The sequence below is a fragment of the Actinomadura sp. KC216 genome (genome assembly GCF_004348535.1).
GTDB lineage: Bacteria > Actinomycetota > Actinomycetes > Streptosporangiales > Streptosporangiaceae > Spirillospora.
In genome coordinates this window covers 15,993-33,237 of record NZ_SMJX01000066.1, presented here as the reverse complement: position 1 = coordinate 33,237, position 17,245 = coordinate 15,993, and the positions used below count along the sequence as shown (strand labels likewise).

The window sequence follows — 17,245 nt, the reverse complement described above, 5'->3', positions numbered from 1 at the left end:
GGCTAAACCGGCCCCGCCCGTGCCGGAGCCCATCAGGCCCGTCCTACCGTGACGAGCGCGCAGCCGCACGCGATCGGGTCGGACGCCGTGCACGGCCCGAGCGGGCGTCCCGCGATCTCCTTGAAGAGGCGGGCGCCGGGCGAGGAGTCCGCGAGCGCGTCCGCTGCGAGGATCACCGCCGCGGCCGTGTAGGTCGAGCGGTCGCCGGGGAAGTGCCGCCGGTTCTCGAACTGCCAGCCCGTCCAGTACGAGCCGTCCTCGTGCCGGAGGTGCTGGATGGTCGTGAACAGCTCCAGCGCGCGGTCGCGGTCGCCGGACGCGTCCAGCGCCATCACCAGCTCGCAGCTCTCCGCCGCCGTCACCCACGGCTGGTCGGACACGCAGCGGCAGCCGAGGCCCGGCACCACGAACTCGTCCCAGCGGCCGGCGAATCGCCGCGCCGCCGCCGCGCCGCGGACCGGGCCGCCGAGCACCGGGTAGTACCAGTCCATCGACCAGCGGCTCTTGTCGGCGAACGCCTCCGGATGGGCCGCGACCACATGGCCGAGCTGGTCGGCGGCCAGCTCCCACTCCGGCTGCGGCTCGCCGAGATGCTCGGCGAGCGCGACCGCGCAGCGCAGCGACTGGTAGATCGACGAGCAGCCGGTCAGCAGCGCGTGGTCGGACGGGCGGCCGCGCTCGTCCCGCATCCAGATGATCTCGCCGCGCCGGGTCTGCAGCCCGAGCGTGAAGTCGATCGCGCGCCGCACCGCTGGCCACATCCGCAGCGCGAACTCCTCGTCGCCGGTCATCGCCAGCTCGTGCCAGACGCCGACCGCGACGTAGGCGGCGTGGTTGGACTCGCCGCCCGGCTCGGTGACCTCGCCGAGCACCCACTTCGCGGGCCACGACCCGTCCGGGCGCTGGACGCCGCGCAGCCACTCGTAGGCGCGGCGGGCCTCGCCGGTGAACCCGGCGACGGTCAGCGCCATCGCCGCCTCGACGTGGTTCCAGGCGTCGACGTGCCCGGGGACGCCCGCCGTCGGGGCGAACCAGGGGATCGCGCCGGACGCCTCCTGCTGCGCCGTGATGCTCCGCGCCGTCGCGACGATGTCGTCCGGCGACACGACCCCCGGCAGCGCGGGCGGGACGATCTCAGCCCGCATCCGCCGTCTCCTCGACGGTGGCCGCCCTGCGCGGGACCGCGGGCTTGGCGAAGTAGACGACGACGCTCTTGCCGATCAGCGGGTTCAGCGCGCGCTCGGCGAGGCGGGTGGCGAGCGGCCGCTTCATGATGTCCCAGACGAGGACCTGGTGGTAGGCCTTCGCGAGCGGGTGGCCGTCGTTGTCCACGCCGACCGCGCACTTGATCCACCAGTACGGGGCGTGCAGGCCGTGCGCGTGGTGGTGGCCGCCGACCCTGAACCCGATCGACTTCAGCTTGGCCTCCAGCTCGGCGCGCGTGTAGATCCGCACGTGCCCGCCGGGCGCGGTGTGGTAGTCCTCCGACAGCGCCCAGCACACCCGCTCCGGCAGCCAGCTCGGCACCGTCACCGCGAGCCTCCCGCCCGGCTTGAGGACGCGCAGCAGCTCGCGCATGGCGCGCATGTCGTCCGGGATGTGCTCCAGCACCTCCGAGGCGACGATCGCGTCGAAGTGGTCGTCGGGGAAGGGCAGGTCGAGCGCGTCGCCCTGGACGGTCTCGGCGGTCGCGTCCTCGGGCACCTCGCCCTCGACGCGCATCGCCCCGAACATCTTCTCGACGCCGGCCAGCTCGCCGGCGTCCTGGTCGAAGGCCACGACGTGCGCGCCCCTGCGGTACAGCTCGAAGGCGTGCCGCCCGGCGCCGCATCCCATGTCGAGGACGCGGTCTCCGGGGGTGACGCGGAACCGGTGGAAATCCACGGTCAGCAGGGTCGTGCTCCTTCCGTGCGGGGGACGCGGGAAAGCATTCCCTCAGATGGCCCCGTGCCTCACTTGCCCGTGCCTCATCTGGTGCTGCGCGCGAGCCGCCGGTAGCGCTGCTGGGCGATGGCGGCCCGGTAGTGCTCGACGGTGGCCTTCGCGACCGCGGGCCAGGCGAAGCGCTCCTGGACGCGGCCGAACCCGGCGGCGCCGACGCGCTCGCGCTCGGCGGGGGAGTCGTGCAGGCGGCGCAGCGTCGCGGCGAGCTCCTCGACGTCCCCGGGCGCGACCAGCACGGCCGCGTCGCCGACGACCTCGGGCAGCGCCCCGGCGCGGCTCGCGACGAGCGGCGTCCCGGACGCCATGTGCTCCACCGCCGGCAGCGAGAACCCCTCGTACCGGGACGGGACGACGGCGATCTCCGCCGACGCCATCAGCTCGCCGAGCTCGTCGTCGCCGATGCCGCTCACGAACCGGACCCGCTCGCCGAGCGCGAGCTCCCGGACGAGCTTCTCGGTCGGGCCGTCCTTCTGCGGGCGGCTCACGACGATGACGTGCACGTCGCGCTCGGTGGCGAGCTTGGCGACCGCGCGCAGCAGCACGTCCACGCCCTTGATCGGCGCGTCCGCGCTGGCCATCGCGACGATCCGGCCGGGCACCCGCTCGCCGCGCGGGTGGAAGATCCGGGTGTCGACGCCGAGCGGCAGGATCTCGATGTCGCGCGGGTCGACCTTGAAGTCCTTGACGATGTCGACCTTGGAGGACTCCGACACCGTCAGCACCGGCCCGATCCGCCGCGACACCTGCGACTGCATCGCGACGAACCCGTACCAGCGGCGCTTGCCGAGCTTCTGCTTGATCCCGCGCGCCGCCTCCAGCTCGATGCGGCGGTCGACGCTGATCGGATGGTGGATGCTCGTCACCAGCGGCAGCCCGAGCCGGGCGATGCCGAGGTTGCCGAGGCCGAGGACCTGGTTGTCGTGGACGACGTCGAAGTCGCGCCGCCGCCGCTTCAGCAGCCGCAGCACCCGCAGGCTGAACGTCAGCGGCTCGGGGAAGCCGCCCGTCTTCATGTGCGCGAACTCCAGGACGTCGACCCAGTCGCGGAACTCGCGGAGCGCCGGGGTGCGGAACGGGTCGTCGTCGTTGTAGAGATCGAGGCTCGGCAGCTTGGTGAGGACGATCTCCTCGCGGTCCAGCTCCGGATACGGCTGCCCGGACAGGATCTCCACCGTGTGCCCGAGGTCGGCGAGTTCCCGGCTCAGATGCCGGAGGTAGACGCCCTGACCGCCGCAGTGCGGCTTGCTCCGGTACGAGAGCAGCCCGATGCGCAGTGCCCCCGACTCGCCTGCCTCATCCACGCCAGCACCTGCCCACGCACCTCTCCCGTCAGCCGAGGGACGCCGGGCGCACGCGCACCGGCCGTTCCTGTGATGCCGTTGATGACCTAGACCCTAGCTTCCGTACGTTACCGCCGAGTTCAATATTGGGCATGGCGTCCAAAAGTGTTTCGAAAAGCACACTGACCCCTAGTCAGGGAAGATAGTCGCCTACGTGCCCAGATGTGGTCAGGACGGGGTGAACCGCACCGGGAGCTCCTTGAGCCCGTTGACGAAGTTCGACCGCAGGCGGCGCGCCGGGCCCGCCGGGCGGATGTCGGGCGTCCGGTCCAGGATCGTCTCGAAGATGATCCTGAGGTTCATCCGGGCGAGGTGGGTGCCCAGGCAGAAGTGCGGGCCGCCGCCGCCGAAGCCGAGGTGCGGGTTCGGGTCGCGGCCCACGTCGAAGGTGAACGGGTCGTCGAAGACCCGCTCGTCCCGGTTCGCGGACCCGTAGAACAGCACGACCTTGTCGCCCGCCTTGATCTCCTTGCCGCCCAGCTCGACGTCGCTGAGCGCCGTCCGGCGGAACTGGTTGATCGGGCTCACCCAGCGGACGATCTCCTCGACCGCCGTCGGCAGCAGGCTCCGGTCCGCCTTCAGGCGCTCCCACTGGTCGGGACGCTCGAAGAACGCCTGCATGCCGCCCGCCGTCGCGGTCCGCGTCGTCTCGTTCCCGGCGATCGACAGCATGATCAGGAAGAGCGAGAACTCCTCCTCGCTGATGCGGTTGCCGTCCGCGTCCGGCGTGAGCAGCTTGGTGACGATGTCGTCGCGCGGCGTCGACGCGCGGCTGCGCGCCAGCTCCGCGCCCCAGCCCGCGAACTCGGCGGCGCACAGCGCCGAGTCCTCCCGGTCCCCGATGAAGTCGGGGTCGTTGAACGCGACCAGCTTGTTCGACCAGTGGAATATCTTCTGCCGGTCCTCCAGCGGCGCGCCGAGCAGCTCGCAGATCGTGTAGAGGGGGAGGGGCGCGGCGAAGTACTCGACGAAGTCGCACTCGCCGAGCGGCGCGGCCTCGTCGATCAGCCGGTGGCAGATGTCGCGGACGTGGTCCTGGAGCTTCCCGATCATGCGCGGGGTGAAGCCCTTGTTCACCATGGCGCGCAGGCGGGTGTGGTCCGGCGGGTCCTGGAACAGCATCATCTGCCCGTAGAGGGCGATGTCCTCGTCGGTGAACTCCTCGAACATCGCCGTCCGCTCGTGGGAGGAGTACGGGTCGGCGCGCCGGGACACCTGCACGACGTCCTCGTGCCGGGTGATGGCCCAGAAGCCCGGCACCCCCTCGTTCGGGTCCTGGTGCCAGTGGACGGGGTCGTTGTCGCGCAGCCACGCGAACTGCCGGTGCGGGATGCCTCCGCGCTCGTACACGCCGGGGTCGATGATGTCGATTTCGGGAGCCCGGAACGTCCGCGCGGCGGAGGCGGTCGAGGTCGCGAGTGCCATGGGGGCTCCTTCGTGCCGGGGGTGGGGACGGGCGTGCGCCGATCATGAACTGAGCGCTTGCTTGGTCCCATGGGCCTAGAACACGTTCTAACATGAGACTCCAGTCTCATCAAGGGTCTCGCGGCGTGAGTGACCCACGCCGCACCCGGCGCTCACAGGGGCGGGAGCGGCCTCAGCGCAGCACGTAGCGGATGGGATCGTCCGTCCCGTCGCGGCGGGCGACGCCCCTGGTCTCCAGCGTGCGGATGTGCGCGGCGGCCTCGGCGGCGGCCATGCGGCGCGCGCCCTGGTGCATCTCCGCCCACGGGTGGCGCCAGGTGAGGCCCGCCGTGAGGTCCCACAGCGTGATGGGGGTGGACGACAGCAGCGCCGTCACCTCGCCGAGGCGCTCCTCGTGATGGCGGATGATCTCCTGGGCGCGGCCCGACAGCCCGTTGAAGCGGAACTGGTGCGCGGGCAGGACCTCGCCCACCGTCATGGCGGACACCTTGTCGAGGGAGCCGAGGAAGTCGCTCAGCGGGTCCACGTCAGGGGTGTCGTACGGGTAGAGGCCGATGTGCGGGGTGATGCGCGGCAGGACGTGGTCGCCGGTGAAGATGCGGTCGCCGTCCTCCAGGTGCAGGCAGATGTGGCCGGGGGAGTGGCCCGGCGTCCAGATGGCCCGGAGCCTGCGGCCCGGCAGGTCGACGAGGTCGCCGTCGGACAGCTCGCGGTCGGGGATCGCGGGCGGCGCGACCGGGGTCTGCCGGCTCGACCCGGTCAGGTCCGACTCGGCCGCCCCGGCGCGGCGCAGCGCGGTCAGCTCGAAGGCGCGGCGGCCGCTCTGCCCGACGTCGTGGAACCGCTGGACGATCTCGGCGTCGGCGTGGTGCATGGCGATCCACGCGCCCGACTCGTCGCGGACGCGTCCGGCGAGGCCGGAGTGGTCGGGATGGAAGTGCGTCACGACCACGCCGTGGACGTCGGCGACCTCGATCCCGAACGTGCCGAGGCCGTCGCGGAGGGCGGCCCAGGCGTCCTCGTGCTGCCAGCCGGCGTCGATCAGGACGGGGCCCCGGGGGCTCTCCACCGCGTACACGAGCGTGTAGGCGAGCGGGTTGTCCGGGATGGGGACCGGGACGCTCCACAGTCCGCCGCCGAGGTCTTCGGGTTCCGGCTGTTCCGGCTGCAAGGAGACCGCCTTTCGCGCCTGGGGGATCGCTTCAGATCCGTTCGAGGATGGTGGCGGTCGACAGCGCGCCGCCCGCGCACATCGTGATCAGCGCCGTCCCGGCGTCGCGGCGCTCCAGCTCGTGCAGCGCCGTGGTGATCAGGCGGGAGCCGGTCGCGCCGACCGGATGGCCGAGCGCGATCGCGCCGCCGTTGACGTTGACCGTGTCCATGTCCGGCTTGTGGACGGACGCCCACGACAGCACGATCGACGCGAACGCCTCGTTGATCTCGGTGATGTCGATGTCGCCCATCGCCATACCGGACCGCCGCAGGACGCGCTCGGTCGCCTGCACGGGACCGTCCAGGTGGTAGTACGGCTCCGCGCCGACGAGGGCCTGCGTCCTGATCCGGGCGCGGGGGCGCAGGCCGAGCGCCCTCGCCTTCTCCTCCGACATCAGCAGGACGGCGGAGGCGCCGTCGGATATCTGCGACGACGTGCCCGCCGTGTGCAGCCCGTCCGGGCCGAGGACGGGCTTGAGCTTCGCCAGCACGTCGGCGGTGGTTTCGCGGAGGCCCTCGTCGCGGGTGACGTCGATGGTCTCGCCGGTGGGGTTGCCGTCGGCGTCGAGGACTGGCGCGGTGATGGGCGCGACCTCGCGGTCGAAGCGGCCGTCCGCCCACGCCTTCGCGGCGAGCTGCTGCGAGCGGGCGCCGAACGCGTCCAGGTCGGCGCGGGTGATGCCGCGCCGGGCGGCGATCCGCTCGGCCGCCTCGAACTGGTTCGGCATGTCGATCGACCAGTCGTCCGGCCGCGGGTCGGCCGGCAGCACGTTGGAGCCGAGCGGCGCGCGGCTCATCACCTCGACGCCGCAGCCCATCGCGACGTCCACGACCCCGGCGGCGATCTGCGACGCGGCGAGGTGGACGGCCTGCTGCGCCGACCCGCACTGCGCGTCGATCGTCGTGACCCCGGTCTGCCAGGGCAGGCCCGCGTACAGCCAGGAGTAGCGGCCGACGTGCCCGCCCTGCTCGCCCGCCTGCGTCACGCAGCCCGCGAAGACCTGTTCCACCTCGGCGGCGTCGATGCCGGAGCGGCCGATCGCGGCGGTCAGCGCGTGCGCGAGGACGGCCATCGGCTTGAGGCCCGCCAGCCGTCCGTTGCGCTTCCCGAGCGGCGTGCGCACCGCCTCGACGATCACCGGGGTACCCATGCGGTCTCCTTATCGAACGCGATTCAGCTATGACTGTAACCGGTTCTAGATTTCGTTCGGCGGGCCGGTCCCGGTTAGCAGGACGGTCCCCGGGGACGGGACGGGTCCCCGCGGGCGTCGACTAGCCTGGGTGCCGACCGCCGCCCCCGCGCCGGAGATCCTCATGGCCGCAGACTTCGACGAGCCCGTGTTCGACGACGATTTCGTCCGGAGCGCAACGTTCACCGAGCCGTCCGCGAGCGAGCGGGCCCGCCCCCCGTCCCGGCGCGAGCGCCGCCGCGATCGCCGGAACGCGCGCCGCGCCGCCCGCTCCGGCGTCGCCGGGTTCCGGCGGCGGCGAGGGCGCCGCGAGCCGAGCCACCGGATGGCGGTGTTCCAGGTCCTCGCGGGCCTCCTCGTGCTGTTCGCGATCTCGTTCGCGCTGTGGTGGTGGAACTCCGGGTCCAGGAGCACCGAGGAGCCGGTGCGGCCGGTCGTCCCGACCGTGCCGAACTCCCCGCAGCCCGCGCCGACGACCGCCGCCCCGACCGGCATCCCCGAGGTCTAGCGGCGGGCGGTACCGCTCAGCCGGAGTGAGTGGCAGTACTCACCCTGACCTGGGGTGGAACGCCCATCCCCGGTTCCGTAGGGTCGCCCTGTCCGGGAGCGTCCGGGACCGGCGACGCTGGCGGTTCCACGCAACACGAGGAACCGGGGGACCCCAGGCCATGAGAGCCCGCATCACCGCCGTCGCGGCACACCTGCCCGGCCGGACGGTCACCAGCGCCGAGGTGGAGGCGCGCGTCGCGGCCGAGAGCGGCGGGTACCGGCCGCATCCGACGATCGTCCGGCGGCTGACCGGCATCCGGACCCGGCACGTGATGGACGACGGCGAGCAGGCGTCCGACCTGGCCGTCGCCGCCGCGCGCCGCGCCCTCGCCGAGCGCGCGACGCACCCCGCCGGGATCGACCTGCTGATCTTCGGGTCGGCGTCGCAGGACCTGATCGAGCCCGCCACCGCGCACATCGTCGCGGCGAAGCTCGGCGCGTCCTGCCCGGTCTTCGACGTCAAGAACGCCTGCAACAGCTTCCTGAACGGCCTCCAGATCGCGGACGCGCTGATCCGCACCGGCCAGCACGAGCGGGTGCTGGTCTGCACGGGCGAGAGCCCGTCCCGCGCGATCCGCTGGAAGGTGCGCGACCGCGCCCAGTTCGCGGACGCCTTCGCCGGCTACACCCTGTCCGACGGCGGCGCCGCCATGCTCGTCGAGGCGGCCCCCGACGGCGGGATCTTCTACCGCGACTTCGCCGCCGTCTCCACCGCCTGGCGGGCCGGAACGCTTCCGGCCGGCGGCTCGATGCATCCACGCGACCCCGACTTCACCTACTTCAGCGGGGACGGGCGGCGGCTCAAGGACGCGTTCGCCGGCGGCGGCGCGGAGCTGTTCACGACCGCGCTGGAGAAGACCGGCCTGACGTGGGACGACTTCGCGGTCGTCGCCGTGCACCAGGTGACCGTCCCGTATCTGGAGGTGCTGCGCGCGACCCTCGGCATTCCGGCCGACCGCCTCGTCGTGACGCTGCCCGACCACGGGAACGTCGCGTCCGCGAGCCTGCCGCTGCAGCTCGCCACCGCGATCGGCGAGGGGCGGTGCGGGCCCGGCGACCGGGTCGCGCTCGTCGGCCTGGCGGGCGGCATCAGCCTCGGCGTCATGTTCGCGGAGCTGTGACCATGAGGCTCTGGGTCGTCATCCCCGCCTACGACGAGGAGCGCTCCATCGGCGCGACGCTGCGGCGCCTCGCCGAGCAGACCGACACCGCGTTCACGCTCGCCGTGGTCGACAACGGCAGCACGGACGGGACGGCGCAGGTCGTCAAGGAGTTCGCGGCGGAGAACGGCGCGTTCGACGTCCGGATCGTCCACGAACCGGAGAAGGGGACGGGCGCCGCCGCCGACACCGGCGTCAGGCACGCCATCGCCGCCGGGGCCACGCACGTCGCCCGCACCGACGCCGACTGCCTCCCGCACCGCGGCTGGGTCGCGGCGGTGAGGCGCGCGTTCGGCGACGGGCTGGAGATGGTGTCCGGGCCGCTGCTGCCGCGCACCGACGAGTTCCCGCTGAAGTTCTGGGAGCGCCGCCTGCTGCCCGCGGTCATCGACCTCGCCGCGCTCTTCGGACGCTACAGGCCCGGCAACCAGCACCCGCTCTACCTCGGCCCCTACGTGATGATGCCGGGCTGCAACCTCGCCATCACCGCCGACCTGTACGAGCGGGCGGGCGGGTTCCCGCGCACCCGCATCGAGGACGTCCACGAGGACCGCGCCCTCGTCAACCGCGTCCGCCGCGTCACCGCCGCCTACGGGCTGCGCGAGGACGTCGTCGTGTACGGGTCGGTGCGCCGCCTGCGGGCCTACGGGCTGGTCCGGACGCTCGGCTGGTACGCCGACCACCGCTACCGGCCGCCCGTCGTGGACGTCCGATGACCGCCCGCGACTGGGAACGGCGCCTCTACGCGACCGCGCATCCGTTCGCGTATCCGCTGCTGCGGGCCGCGGCGCGGCGCGGCCCGATCGTCCGCGTGCCGGGCGTGGGCGTGGTGGTGAACGACGCGTCGCTGGCGCGCGGGATCCTGATGGACGGCGAGGCGTTCCGCAAGGACGGCCCCGGCTCCCCGGGCGAGCTGTGGACGCCGGTCCTCGGGCCGTCCGTGCTGCTCAACATGGAGGGCGAGGCGCACCGGGTGCTGCGGCGGCGGCTCGCCGACCTGTTCGTGCCGTCATATACCGAGGCGTTGTGCGCGCGGGTGCTGGAGGAGTCCTTGGCCCGGCTCACCGGCCGCCTCCGGGACGGCGCGGACGTCGACCTGGTGGACGCCGCCCGCGTGCTCTCCGGGGCCGTGATCGGCGAGGTCATCGGCCTGGACACCAGGACCGAGGCGGCCTACCGCGACCTGTTCGAGCAGGGCGAGCGGATCGTCTCGATGGTCTCGCTGCGGACGCGGCGGCTGTCGCCGTCGCAGGTGCGGCGCGCCCGGGCCGTGCTGGACCCGCTCGGCGACATCGCCGCGAAGGCGTACGTGGCGGGGGACGAGTCCACGGTCATGGGACGGATGCGGACGCTCGGCCTCTCCGAGGACGAGGCGCGGGGCGCCGCCGGGGCCTTCTTCCTGACCGGCACCGAGACGGTCGCCACGCTCCTGCCCCGCCTGATCGCCCTCCTCGCCGACCACGGGCAGCTCCCCCGCGTCGCCGCCTCCGGCGGCGCCGAACTGCTCGACCGGGCCATCGACGAGGCCATGCGGGTGACGACGCCGACGCCGGTGATGCTGCGCAGCGTGCACCGCCGTGTGGTGGTCGGCGGTGTCGCGGTGCGTCCGGGGGAGCGGGTCCTGATCGCGACGCACAACTGCTGCCGCGCTCTCGGGCCGTTCGACCTCGACCGCCCGCACCCGCCCGAGCTGCGGCGGCTGTGGTTCGGCGCGGGGCCGCATTTCTGCCTCGGGTATCCGCTGGCCATGGCGCAGATCCGGCTGGTCGCCCGGACGCTCCTCGCCGCCGGGCCGCTCACGATCACGAGCCGCGCCGCCGCCCGGCGCGTCCTGATCCCTACGTACCGGCACCTGTTCGTGCGCGCGGGAAGGGGGACGGCGTGACGCTCGTCCGGCGGCTGCTGGAGCAGGCGGCGCGGGCGCCCGGCGGCGTCGCGCTCGTCTCGGGGTCCGGCGCGGAACTCACCTACGGCGAGCTGCGGCGGCAGGTGCTCGCCGTCCGCCACGGGCTGCACGCCGCCGGGCTGGCGCCCGGTGACGGGGTGCTGTTCTCCGTCCGGCCGTCGCCCGAGTCGCTGGTGCTGGCGCTGGGCGTCGTCGCGGCCGGGGGAGTGGTGGTGTTCGCCGACCCGGGAGCCGGTCCCGAGATGTTCACGGCGCGGCTGCGGCTGGCGCGCCCGCGCTGGTCGGCGGCGGAATCGATCCTGTACGCGGGGAGCCGGCTGGGTCCCGTCCGGGCGTACGCGCGGCGGCGCGGGCTGCTGCTGCCGAACCTCGCGGACCTCCAGGTTCCGGGCGAGGGCCCGATGCGGCACGTCCATGTCGGCCGCCGGCTGCCCGGCGTGCCGCGCGGTGCGCTGCCGTTCGCGCGCCTCGCGGACGGAGACGCGCCCGACCTCGTCCCAGACACCGATCCGGACGCACCGGCCGCGGTGATCTTCACGTCGGGGACGACGGCGCATCCGCGCGCGGTCGTCCACACCCAGGTGTCGCTGGCGGCGGCGCTCGACCTGTTCCGGACGCGGATGCCGCTCGGGCCGGGCGACGTCGTCCACACCGATCAGCTCATGCTCGGGCTCCCGGCGCTGGTCGCCGGGGCGCGCTGGTCGATGCCGCCGCTGTCCTGCGCCCCGGCCGAGGCCGCCCGGCTGATGCGGGAGCGGGACGCCACGCACACGTTCTGCGTGCCCGTCCACCTCGCCGAGATCCTGGACGCGTCCCCGGACCTGCCGCCGGCGCTGCGGTACGTGCTGCTCGGCGCGGCGCCCGCTCCGGCCGCGATCCTCCGGCGGGCCGTCGCCGCGGCGCCGTCCGCCGAGGTCCTGTCCGTGTACGCGATGACGGAGATCCTGCCGGTGGCGATCGCGTCGGCGGAGGAGAAGCTCGCCCACACCGCGCCGGGTGATCTCCTCGGAGCGCCGCTGCCCGGCGTCGGCGCGCGGCTGGCCGACGACGGCGAGCTGGTGCTGTCCGGGCCGAACCTGTGCCGCGGGTACCTCGGCGACGACCCCGCCGGCGAGCTGCCGACCGGCGACCTCGCGCGCTTCGACGGCGGCCGCCTCGTCCTCATGGGGCGCAAGAAGGACATGCTGATCCGGGGCGATTTCAACCTCTACCCGGGCCTGTACGAACCGTCGATCGCCGCGCTTCCCGGCGTGGCGGAGGCCGCGATCGTGGGCGTGCCCGACCCCGGCACCGGGGACGAGGAGGTGGTCCTGGCGGTCGTCGGCCCGGACGATCTGCCGGGACGGCTCCGGCGCAGCCTCCCCGACGTCATCGACCACGCCGCGCTCCCGGACCGCATCGTCGTCCTGGACGAACTGCCGCGCTCCGGCCGGACGCGCAAGCTCGACCGCGACCGGCTCCGCGAGCTGGTGACCGCCGGGTGACCGGCGTGAGGATCGCGGTGACGGGCGCGTCCGGCTTCGTCGGCGGCGCGGTCTGCCGGGCGCTCGCGGCGGACGGCGTCACGACGTTCGCGTACGGCCGCCGTCCCGACCCCGGCGACCTGGGCGGCGCGGCGTACCGATCCTGGGACCTCGCCCGCGGCCCGCTCCCGGACGCCCCCGGCGTCGACGCGGTGGTCCACTGCGCCGGGAGCGCCACCGACTGGGGACCGGCCGCCGGCCTGTTCGCCGCCAACCTCACCGGAACCCGCAACGCCCTCGCGACCTTTCCCGGCGCCAGGTTCGTGCACGTCAGCACGGCGAGCGTGTACGACCCGTTCCGGCCGAGCGCGATGGTCACCGAGGACGCGGCGCCCGTCCGCCGCTACCTGAACGCGTACGGCGCGTCCAAGGCCGCCGCCGAACGGGCCGTGCGGGCCGCGCCCGGCGACGCGATCATCCTGCGTCCGCACGCGGTCTACGGGCCCGGCGACACGACGCTGCTGCCGCGCGTGCTGTCCGCCGTGCGCGGCCCGATCCTCCCGGCCGCCGGGACGGGACGCCAGCGCGTCAGCCTCACCTCGATCGCCAACCTCGTCCGGGCCTGCGTGCTGGCCGCGACCGGTCCGGTCGCCTCTGGCGTGTTCAACATCGCGGACGCGGCCCCGGTCACGGTCGACGAGGCGCTGCGCGGGATCCTCCGGGAACGGGGCGTCCGGGCGAGGCCGGTGTACGTTCCCGCCGCCGTCGCCCGTCCGCTCGCCGCCGTCGCCGAAGGCGCGTTCCTGCTGGCCGGGAGCCCGCGGCCACCACGCCTCACGCGCTACGCGATCGGCCATCTGGCGGTCGAGCGGACCCTCGACATCACCGCCGCCCGCACCGTCCTCGGCTACGACCCGCACGAGACGGCCTTCGCCGGCGCCGCCTCCTGGTAATCGTCAACCTCGGGTTGACGCGGCGGCGAGCGTCAACCTATGGTTGACGCATGACCGAACCCGTGCAGCCGGCCGGTCAGGTCCGCCTCGACGACCTGATCAACGCCATCAAGAAGGTCCACACCGACGCCCTCGAACAGCTCTCCAGCGCCGTCGTCGCCGCCGAGCACCTCGGCGAGGTCGCCGACCATCTCATCGGCCACTTCGTCGACCAGGCCAGGCGCTCCGGCGCGTCCTGGACCGACATCGGAAAGAGCATGGGCGTCAGCAAGCAGGCGGCGCAGAAGCGCTTCGTGCCGAAGGGGCAGGCCCCCGACCTCGACCCGTCCCAGGGCTTCTCCCGGTTCACCGCGCGGGCCCGCGACGTCGTCATGGCGTCGATGACCGAGGCCAAGGCGGCGGGCAACGACCGGATCCGGCCCGTGCACATCGTGCTCGGCCTGCTGTCCGAGCCGAAAGCGCTCGCCGCCAAGGCGATCCTCGCGCAGGGCGTCCTGCTCGACGACGTCCGGCAGGCCGCCACCGCCGCGCTCCCGCCCGCGGTGGACGACGTCCCCGACCTCATCCCGTACGACGCGGACGCCAAGAAGGCCATGGAGCTGACCTTCCGCGAGGCCCTCCGCCTCGGCCACAACTACGTCGGCACCGAGCACATGCTCCTCGCCCTCCTGGAGTTCGAGGACGGCGACGGCGTCCTGTCCGGCCTCGGCATCGACAAGGCGGCCGCCGAAGCGACCATCACCGAGGCCCTGAACGCCATGATCGCCGAGCAGGGATGAGTTTCGGGCGCCGGGGCAGTCCACCCCTTCATGGAGAAACTCATCAAGGCCAACGGGGTGGAACTGTGCGCCGAGACGTTCGGCGAGCCGGGTGACGCGCCCGTCCTGCTGATCGGCAACACGATGCTCACCTGGCCCGACGACTTCTGCGGACGCGTCGCCGCGCTGCGGAGGTTCGCCGTCCGCTACGACCTGCGCGGCACGGCCCGGTCCGCGCCCGCCGACCCAGATGCCCCGGACTACACGCTGCGCGACCTGGTGGCGGACGCCGCCGGTGTCCTCGACGCCCACGACCTGCCGTCCGCGCACGTCGTGGGCTTCGGCGTCGGCGGCTGGATCGCGCAGCTCCTCGCCCTGGACCACCCCGCCCGCGTCACCACGCTCACGCTGATCGCCACCAGGCCCACCGCGCCCGGCCCGAACGACGCGGACCTGCCCGAGCACGCGCCCGAGCTGATGGCGCACTTCATGAACCCGCCGGAGGTCGACTGGGCGGACCGCGCCTCCGTGGTCGGCTTCATGGTCGAGAACGCCCGGCACCTGTCCGGGCCGCCCTTCGACGAGGCGGAAGCCCGCGAGCACATCGAACGGATCTACGACCGGACGCCCGCCGCCCCCGACCCCGGAAAGGCGCACCGCGCCGACCAGATGGCGACCGCCTTCGCCGCCCTCGACAGCGGGCCCCGCTGGCGGGAGCGTCTCGGCGACATCACCGCGCCGACCCTCGTGATCCACGGCGAGGACGACGCGTTCTTCCCCCTCGGGAACGGCGAGGCGCTCGCGGCCGAGATTCCGGGCGCCGAACTGGTGACCGTCCCGGGGATGGGCAACGAGCTTCCCCGGCGGACGTGGGACACGGTCGTCCCGTCCCTCCTCCGCCACACGTCCTGAATCCCGTGGGCCCGTCCTCGTGATTCATGAACTCCGCTCCGATCCGAGCCGGAGGGCGAGGAAGAAGTCGACCTGGTCCTCAAGGCGCGACAGGTCGCGGCCGGTCAGGTCCTGGACGCGCTGGATGCGGTAGCGCACCGAATTGACGTGCAGATGCAGCTCCTCGGCGGTGCGCGCCCAGGAGCCGGAATGCCGCAGGAACGTCTCCAGCGTCCGGACGAGGTCGGCGCCATGGACCTCGTCATAGGCATTCAGCGGATCCAGGAGCCGCACCCTGAACATCTCCCGCACGTCATCGGGAACGCCGGCCAGCAGCAGAACATGGGTGGCGAGTTCGTCGTGCCGGACGACGCTCACGGCAGAGGAACGGGTGGCCGCGAGCCGCCGCGCCTGGCGGGCCTCTTCGACGATGCCGCGCAGATCAGGCGCCTCGGCCGTGCCGCTGACGCCGACGGCGACACCGCCGCCCGCGAAGCCCGGAGCCAGCGCGTTGAGCGCGTCCTCGACCGTGCCGGCGACGTCGGGGCGGGGCGGGGACGGGACGAGGCCGACGACCTCGCCGTCCACCAGGCCGACCACCGGCCGCGCCTCCAGAAGGATCTCGGCGAGGACGGTGCGCAGCTCGCCCGCGCCCATCCCGCCCCGTCCCGAGGCGGCGACCGCGACCACCGGGACACCGGCGGCCAACCCGGATCGCTCCAGCTCACCGGCATGTCCGAGCCCGCCGCCTCCGGTCGCGGCGGCGGTCACGATCTCCTGGGCGCGGCGGCCCTCGGCGCCCAGCCGGTCGTCCAGCCGGGCCCGTTCGAGCGCGACGATGGCGGCCAGCTCGCCCGTGAGGGCGCGGCGCTCGGCGGGCCAGTCGGCGAAGTCGCCCTCGCACGCGATGAACCAGCCGGCCGCCCGGCACCGGGCGCCTTCGCCGACAGGGAAGACCGACGCGTCAAGACCGGCCGCGTACGTGGGCAGGCGCGGCGCGCGGAGGAAGGCCCCGGCCAGCGCGGCGGCGTCGGCGCCGGGAAGCCGCGGACCGGCGACGAGCCGCCCGGTGGCGGCGAGGACGTGGCAGCGCATGCCGAGGTCACGGCCGACCAGGTCGAGGACGGCGCCGAGCCCGGTGCCCTCCACGAGCCGCCGGTGCCGGTCCAGGACTGCGGTCAGGTCGGCGGCGCGGGCGCCGGACAGATGCCGGACGACCTCCTCGGTGACCGTCGCGAACGCCACGTCCTCGGGGACCTTGAACAGCGGGAGCCGGTGCCGGCGGCAGGCGGCGACGAGATCGTCCGGAACGGCGCCGAGGGCGAACTCCCCCGCCGCGAGGCCCGACACGCCCGCGTCGACGAGGGCGCGGACGAAGGTCTCCGAGTCCGCCGGGCCCGACCGCCACACGAGCCCGGTGAGGACGAGCTCCCGCCCGCGCAGGTAGCGGCCGGGGCTGAGAAGGTCGGTGGTGACGACCCAGCCGATCGGCCGGTCCAGCTCGGCGTCGTCCCCGGCGACGACCTCAAGCCGCAGCTCCGGCATGGCGAGCAGGGCGCGCAGCTTCATATGGAGAAAGCTACAAACCCCTGCGGCCGATGGACAGCACAGTTCGGACGTCCTGTGCCTCGACCACCCCACCGGCGGCTGTGTGTACTGGCAGGCAACGAGGAGGAGCGGGTGCTGTTCACGGAAGCGGACCTGTCCGCGTGCTGCGCGTCCCGCCGCTGGGTGACGGCGGTCGCCGGACGGCGCTACCGCGACCTGGACGAGCTGCGCGAAGCCGGAGCCAGGGCGCTGGACGAGCTCGCCTGGCCCGATGTGGAGGAGGCCCTGGCCGCCCATCCCCGCATCGGGGACCGCGTGGGCGGCTGGTCGCGGGCCGAGCAGTCGGGCATGGACGCCGCCGCCTCGGACGTGCGTGCCGCCCTCATCGAGGGGAACCGAGCCTATGAGGACCGTTTCGGTCACGTGTTCCTGATCTGCGCGACCGGGCGCACCGCCGCCGACATGCTCGGCGACCTCCGGGCGCGCCTGGGCAACGACGCCGAGGCCGAGCGGGCCGTCGTCCGGAGGGAGCTCGCGAAGATCGTGGATCTTCGTCTGGCCAAGCTGGCGGGGGAGTGGAGACCGTGAGTCTTTCGACGCACGTGCTGGACGCGGCGAAGGGGGTGCCGTCGGCGGGGACGACCGTCCGGCTGGAACGGCGCGACGCCGACGGCACCGGCTGGACGACGCTCGCCACCGCCCGCACCGACGGCGACGGCCGTATCAGGGAGTGGGGCACCGAGCCGGGCGCCGGGACGTACCGGCTGGTGTTCGACACCTCCGGCCTGTCGGACTTCTATCCCGAGGTCACCGTGGCCTTCACGATCACCGATCCCGGACGGCACCTGCACGTCCCGCTGCTGATCAGCCCGTTCGCCTACTCGACCTACCGAGGGAGCTAGCGCC

General features: G+C 73.5%; 17 protein-coding genes. 10 read left to right on the top strand and 7 right to left on the bottom strand.

The features are described from left to right. Positions 1–32: 32 nt before the first annotated feature. The 6 genes from E1264_RS14355 to E1264_RS14330 all read right to left on the bottom strand — a co-directional run bounded on the left by E1264_RS14355 (position 33) and on the right by E1264_RS14330 (position 7,072). Positions 33–1,145 carry a prenyltransferase gene (locus E1264_RS14355; protein WP_132173535.1) on the bottom strand — a complete coding sequence of 371 codons (1,113 nt, stop codon included), beginning with the start codon at positions 1,143–1,145 and terminating at the stop codon, positions 33–35. Continuing rightward, positions 1,135–1,893 (bottom strand): class I SAM-dependent methyltransferase, encoded by a 759-nt coding sequence (locus E1264_RS14350; RefSeq protein ID WP_207935913.1) that lies wholly within the window; start codon positions 1,891–1,893, stop codon positions 1,135–1,137. Before E1264_RS14350 ends, E1264_RS14355 begins: the two co-directional genes overlap by 11 nt. Positions 1,894–1,967: 74 nt before the next feature. Then, a complete protein-coding gene (locus E1264_RS14345; RefSeq protein WP_132173531.1) occupies positions 1,968–3,245 on the bottom strand; it encodes a glycosyltransferase family 4 protein in 1,278 nt (425 codons plus the stop codon). A 207-nt stretch (positions 3,246–3,452) separates the two neighbouring features. Beyond that, a complete protein-coding gene (locus tag E1264_RS14340; protein ID WP_132173529.1) occupies positions 3,453–4,709 on the bottom strand; it encodes a cytochrome P450 in 1,257 nt (418 codons plus the stop codon). 172 nt (positions 4,710–4,881) lie between these two features. Further along, the gene (locus tag E1264_RS14335) at positions 4,882–5,880 is read right to left on the bottom strand and encodes an MBL fold metallo-hydrolase (RefSeq protein WP_132173527.1); all 999 of its coding nucleotides are present in this window, start codon (positions 5,878–5,880) and stop codon (positions 4,882–4,884) included. A 31-nt stretch (positions 5,881–5,911) separates the two neighbouring features. Further along, positions 5,912–7,072, bottom strand: coding sequence for a steroid 3-ketoacyl-CoA thiolase (locus tag E1264_RS14330; RefSeq protein ID WP_132173525.1), 1,161 nt, complete (start codon positions 7,070–7,072; stop codon positions 5,912–5,914). 130 nt (positions 7,073–7,202) lie between these two features. Here E1264_RS14330 and E1264_RS14325 point away from each other — a divergent pair, with 130 nt between their 5' ends. The 8 genes from E1264_RS14325 (at position 7,203) to E1264_RS14290 (ending at position 14,812) form a co-directional block, all read left to right on the top strand. After that, a complete protein-coding gene (locus E1264_RS14325) occupies positions 7,203–7,619 on the top strand; it encodes a hypothetical protein (protein WP_132173523.1) in 417 nt (138 codons plus the stop codon). Positions 7,620–7,779: 160 nt separating this feature from the next. Further along, positions 7,780–8,781, top strand: coding sequence for a ketoacyl-ACP synthase III (locus E1264_RS14320; RefSeq protein ID WP_132173521.1), 1,002 nt, complete (start codon positions 7,780–7,782; stop codon positions 8,779–8,781). A 2-nt stretch (positions 8,782–8,783) separates the two neighbouring features. Next, entirely contained in the window at positions 8,784–9,536 is a 753-nt protein-coding gene (locus tag E1264_RS14315) for a glycosyltransferase family A protein (RefSeq protein ID WP_132173519.1), read from the top strand. Next, the gene (locus E1264_RS14310; RefSeq protein ID WP_132173517.1) at positions 9,533–10,705 is read left to right on the top strand and encodes a cytochrome P450; all 1,173 of its coding nucleotides are present in this window, start codon (positions 9,533–9,535) and stop codon (positions 10,703–10,705) included. The genes E1264_RS14315 and E1264_RS14310 overlap by 4 nt, the downstream gene beginning before the upstream one ends. Then, positions 10,702–12,210: a class I adenylate-forming enzyme family protein gene (locus E1264_RS14305; RefSeq protein WP_132173515.1), complete on the top strand. Its 1,509-nt coding sequence runs from the start codon at positions 10,702–10,704 to the stop codon at positions 12,208–12,210. Before E1264_RS14310 ends, E1264_RS14305 begins: the two co-directional genes overlap by 4 nt. Then, positions 12,207–13,142 (top strand): NAD(P)-dependent oxidoreductase, encoded by a 936-nt coding sequence (locus E1264_RS14300; protein ID WP_243710934.1) that lies wholly within the window; start codon positions 12,207–12,209, stop codon positions 13,140–13,142. Before E1264_RS14305 ends, E1264_RS14300 begins: the two co-directional genes overlap by 4 nt. A gap of 50 nt (positions 13,143–13,192) precedes the next feature. Continuing rightward, the gene (locus E1264_RS14295; RefSeq protein WP_132173513.1) at positions 13,193–13,921 is read left to right on the top strand and encodes a Clp protease N-terminal domain-containing protein; all 729 of its coding nucleotides are present in this window, start codon (positions 13,193–13,195) and stop codon (positions 13,919–13,921) included. A 30-nt stretch (positions 13,922–13,951) separates the two neighbouring features. Then, entirely contained in the window at positions 13,952–14,812 is an 861-nt protein-coding gene (locus tag E1264_RS14290; RefSeq protein WP_132173511.1) for an alpha/beta hydrolase, read from the top strand. A 24-nt stretch (positions 14,813–14,836) separates the two neighbouring features. Here E1264_RS14290 and E1264_RS14285 read toward each other — a convergent pair whose 3' ends face one another. Continuing rightward, a complete protein-coding gene (locus E1264_RS14285) occupies positions 14,837–16,360 on the bottom strand; it encodes a PucR family transcriptional regulator (RefSeq protein ID WP_132173509.1) in 1,524 nt (507 codons plus the stop codon). A 111-nt stretch (positions 16,361–16,471) separates the two neighbouring features. Between E1264_RS14285 and uraD the strand changes: the two genes are divergently transcribed. Both uraD and uraH read left to right on the top strand, forming a co-directional pair. Next, positions 16,472–16,927 carry a 2-oxo-4-hydroxy-4-carboxy-5-ureidoimidazoline decarboxylase gene (gene uraD / locus E1264_RS14280; protein ID WP_243710933.1) on the top strand — a complete coding sequence of 152 codons (456 nt, stop codon included), beginning with the start codon at positions 16,472–16,474 and terminating at the stop codon, positions 16,925–16,927. Further along, positions 16,924–17,241 carry a hydroxyisourate hydrolase gene (gene uraH / locus E1264_RS14275; RefSeq protein WP_132173505.1) on the top strand — a complete coding sequence of 106 codons (318 nt, stop codon included), beginning with the start codon at positions 16,924–16,926 and terminating at the stop codon, positions 17,239–17,241. Before uraD ends, uraH begins: the two co-directional genes overlap by 4 nt. Positions 17,242–17,245: the final 4 nt, after the last annotated feature.

Excerpts from the sequence above, each read along its gene's own strand:
- E1264_RS14355 (WP_132173535.1), bottom strand. The coding sequence starts at position 1,145 with ATGCGGGCTGAGATCGTCCCGCCCGCGCTGCCGGGGGTCGTGTCGCCG.
- E1264_RS14340 (WP_132173529.1), bottom strand. The coding sequence starts at position 4,709 with ATGGCACTCGCGACCTCGACCGCCTCCGCCGCGCGGACGTTCCGGGCT.
- E1264_RS14330 (WP_132173525.1), bottom strand. The coding sequence starts at position 7,072 with ATGGGTACCCCGGTGATCGTCGAGGCGGTGCGCACGCCGCTCGGGAAG.
- E1264_RS14320 (WP_132173521.1), top strand. The coding sequence starts at position 7,780 with ATGAGAGCCCGCATCACCGCCGTCGCGGCACACCTGCCCGGCCGGACG.
- E1264_RS14315 (WP_132173519.1), top strand. The coding sequence starts at position 8,784 with ATGAGGCTCTGGGTCGTCATCCCCGCCTACGACGAGGAGCGCTCCATC.
- E1264_RS14310 (WP_132173517.1), top strand. The coding sequence starts at position 9,533 with ATGACCGCCCGCGACTGGGAACGGCGCCTCTACGCGACCGCGCATCCG.
- E1264_RS14295 (WP_132173513.1), top strand. The coding sequence starts at position 13,193 with ATGACCGAACCCGTGCAGCCGGCCGGTCAGGTCCGCCTCGACGACCTG.
- E1264_RS14290 (WP_132173511.1), top strand. The coding sequence starts at position 13,952 with ATGGAGAAACTCATCAAGGCCAACGGGGTGGAACTGTGCGCCGAGACG.
- E1264_RS14285 (WP_132173509.1), bottom strand. The coding sequence starts at position 16,360 with ATGAAGCTGCGCGCCCTGCTCGCCATGCCGGAGCTGCGGCTTGAGGTC.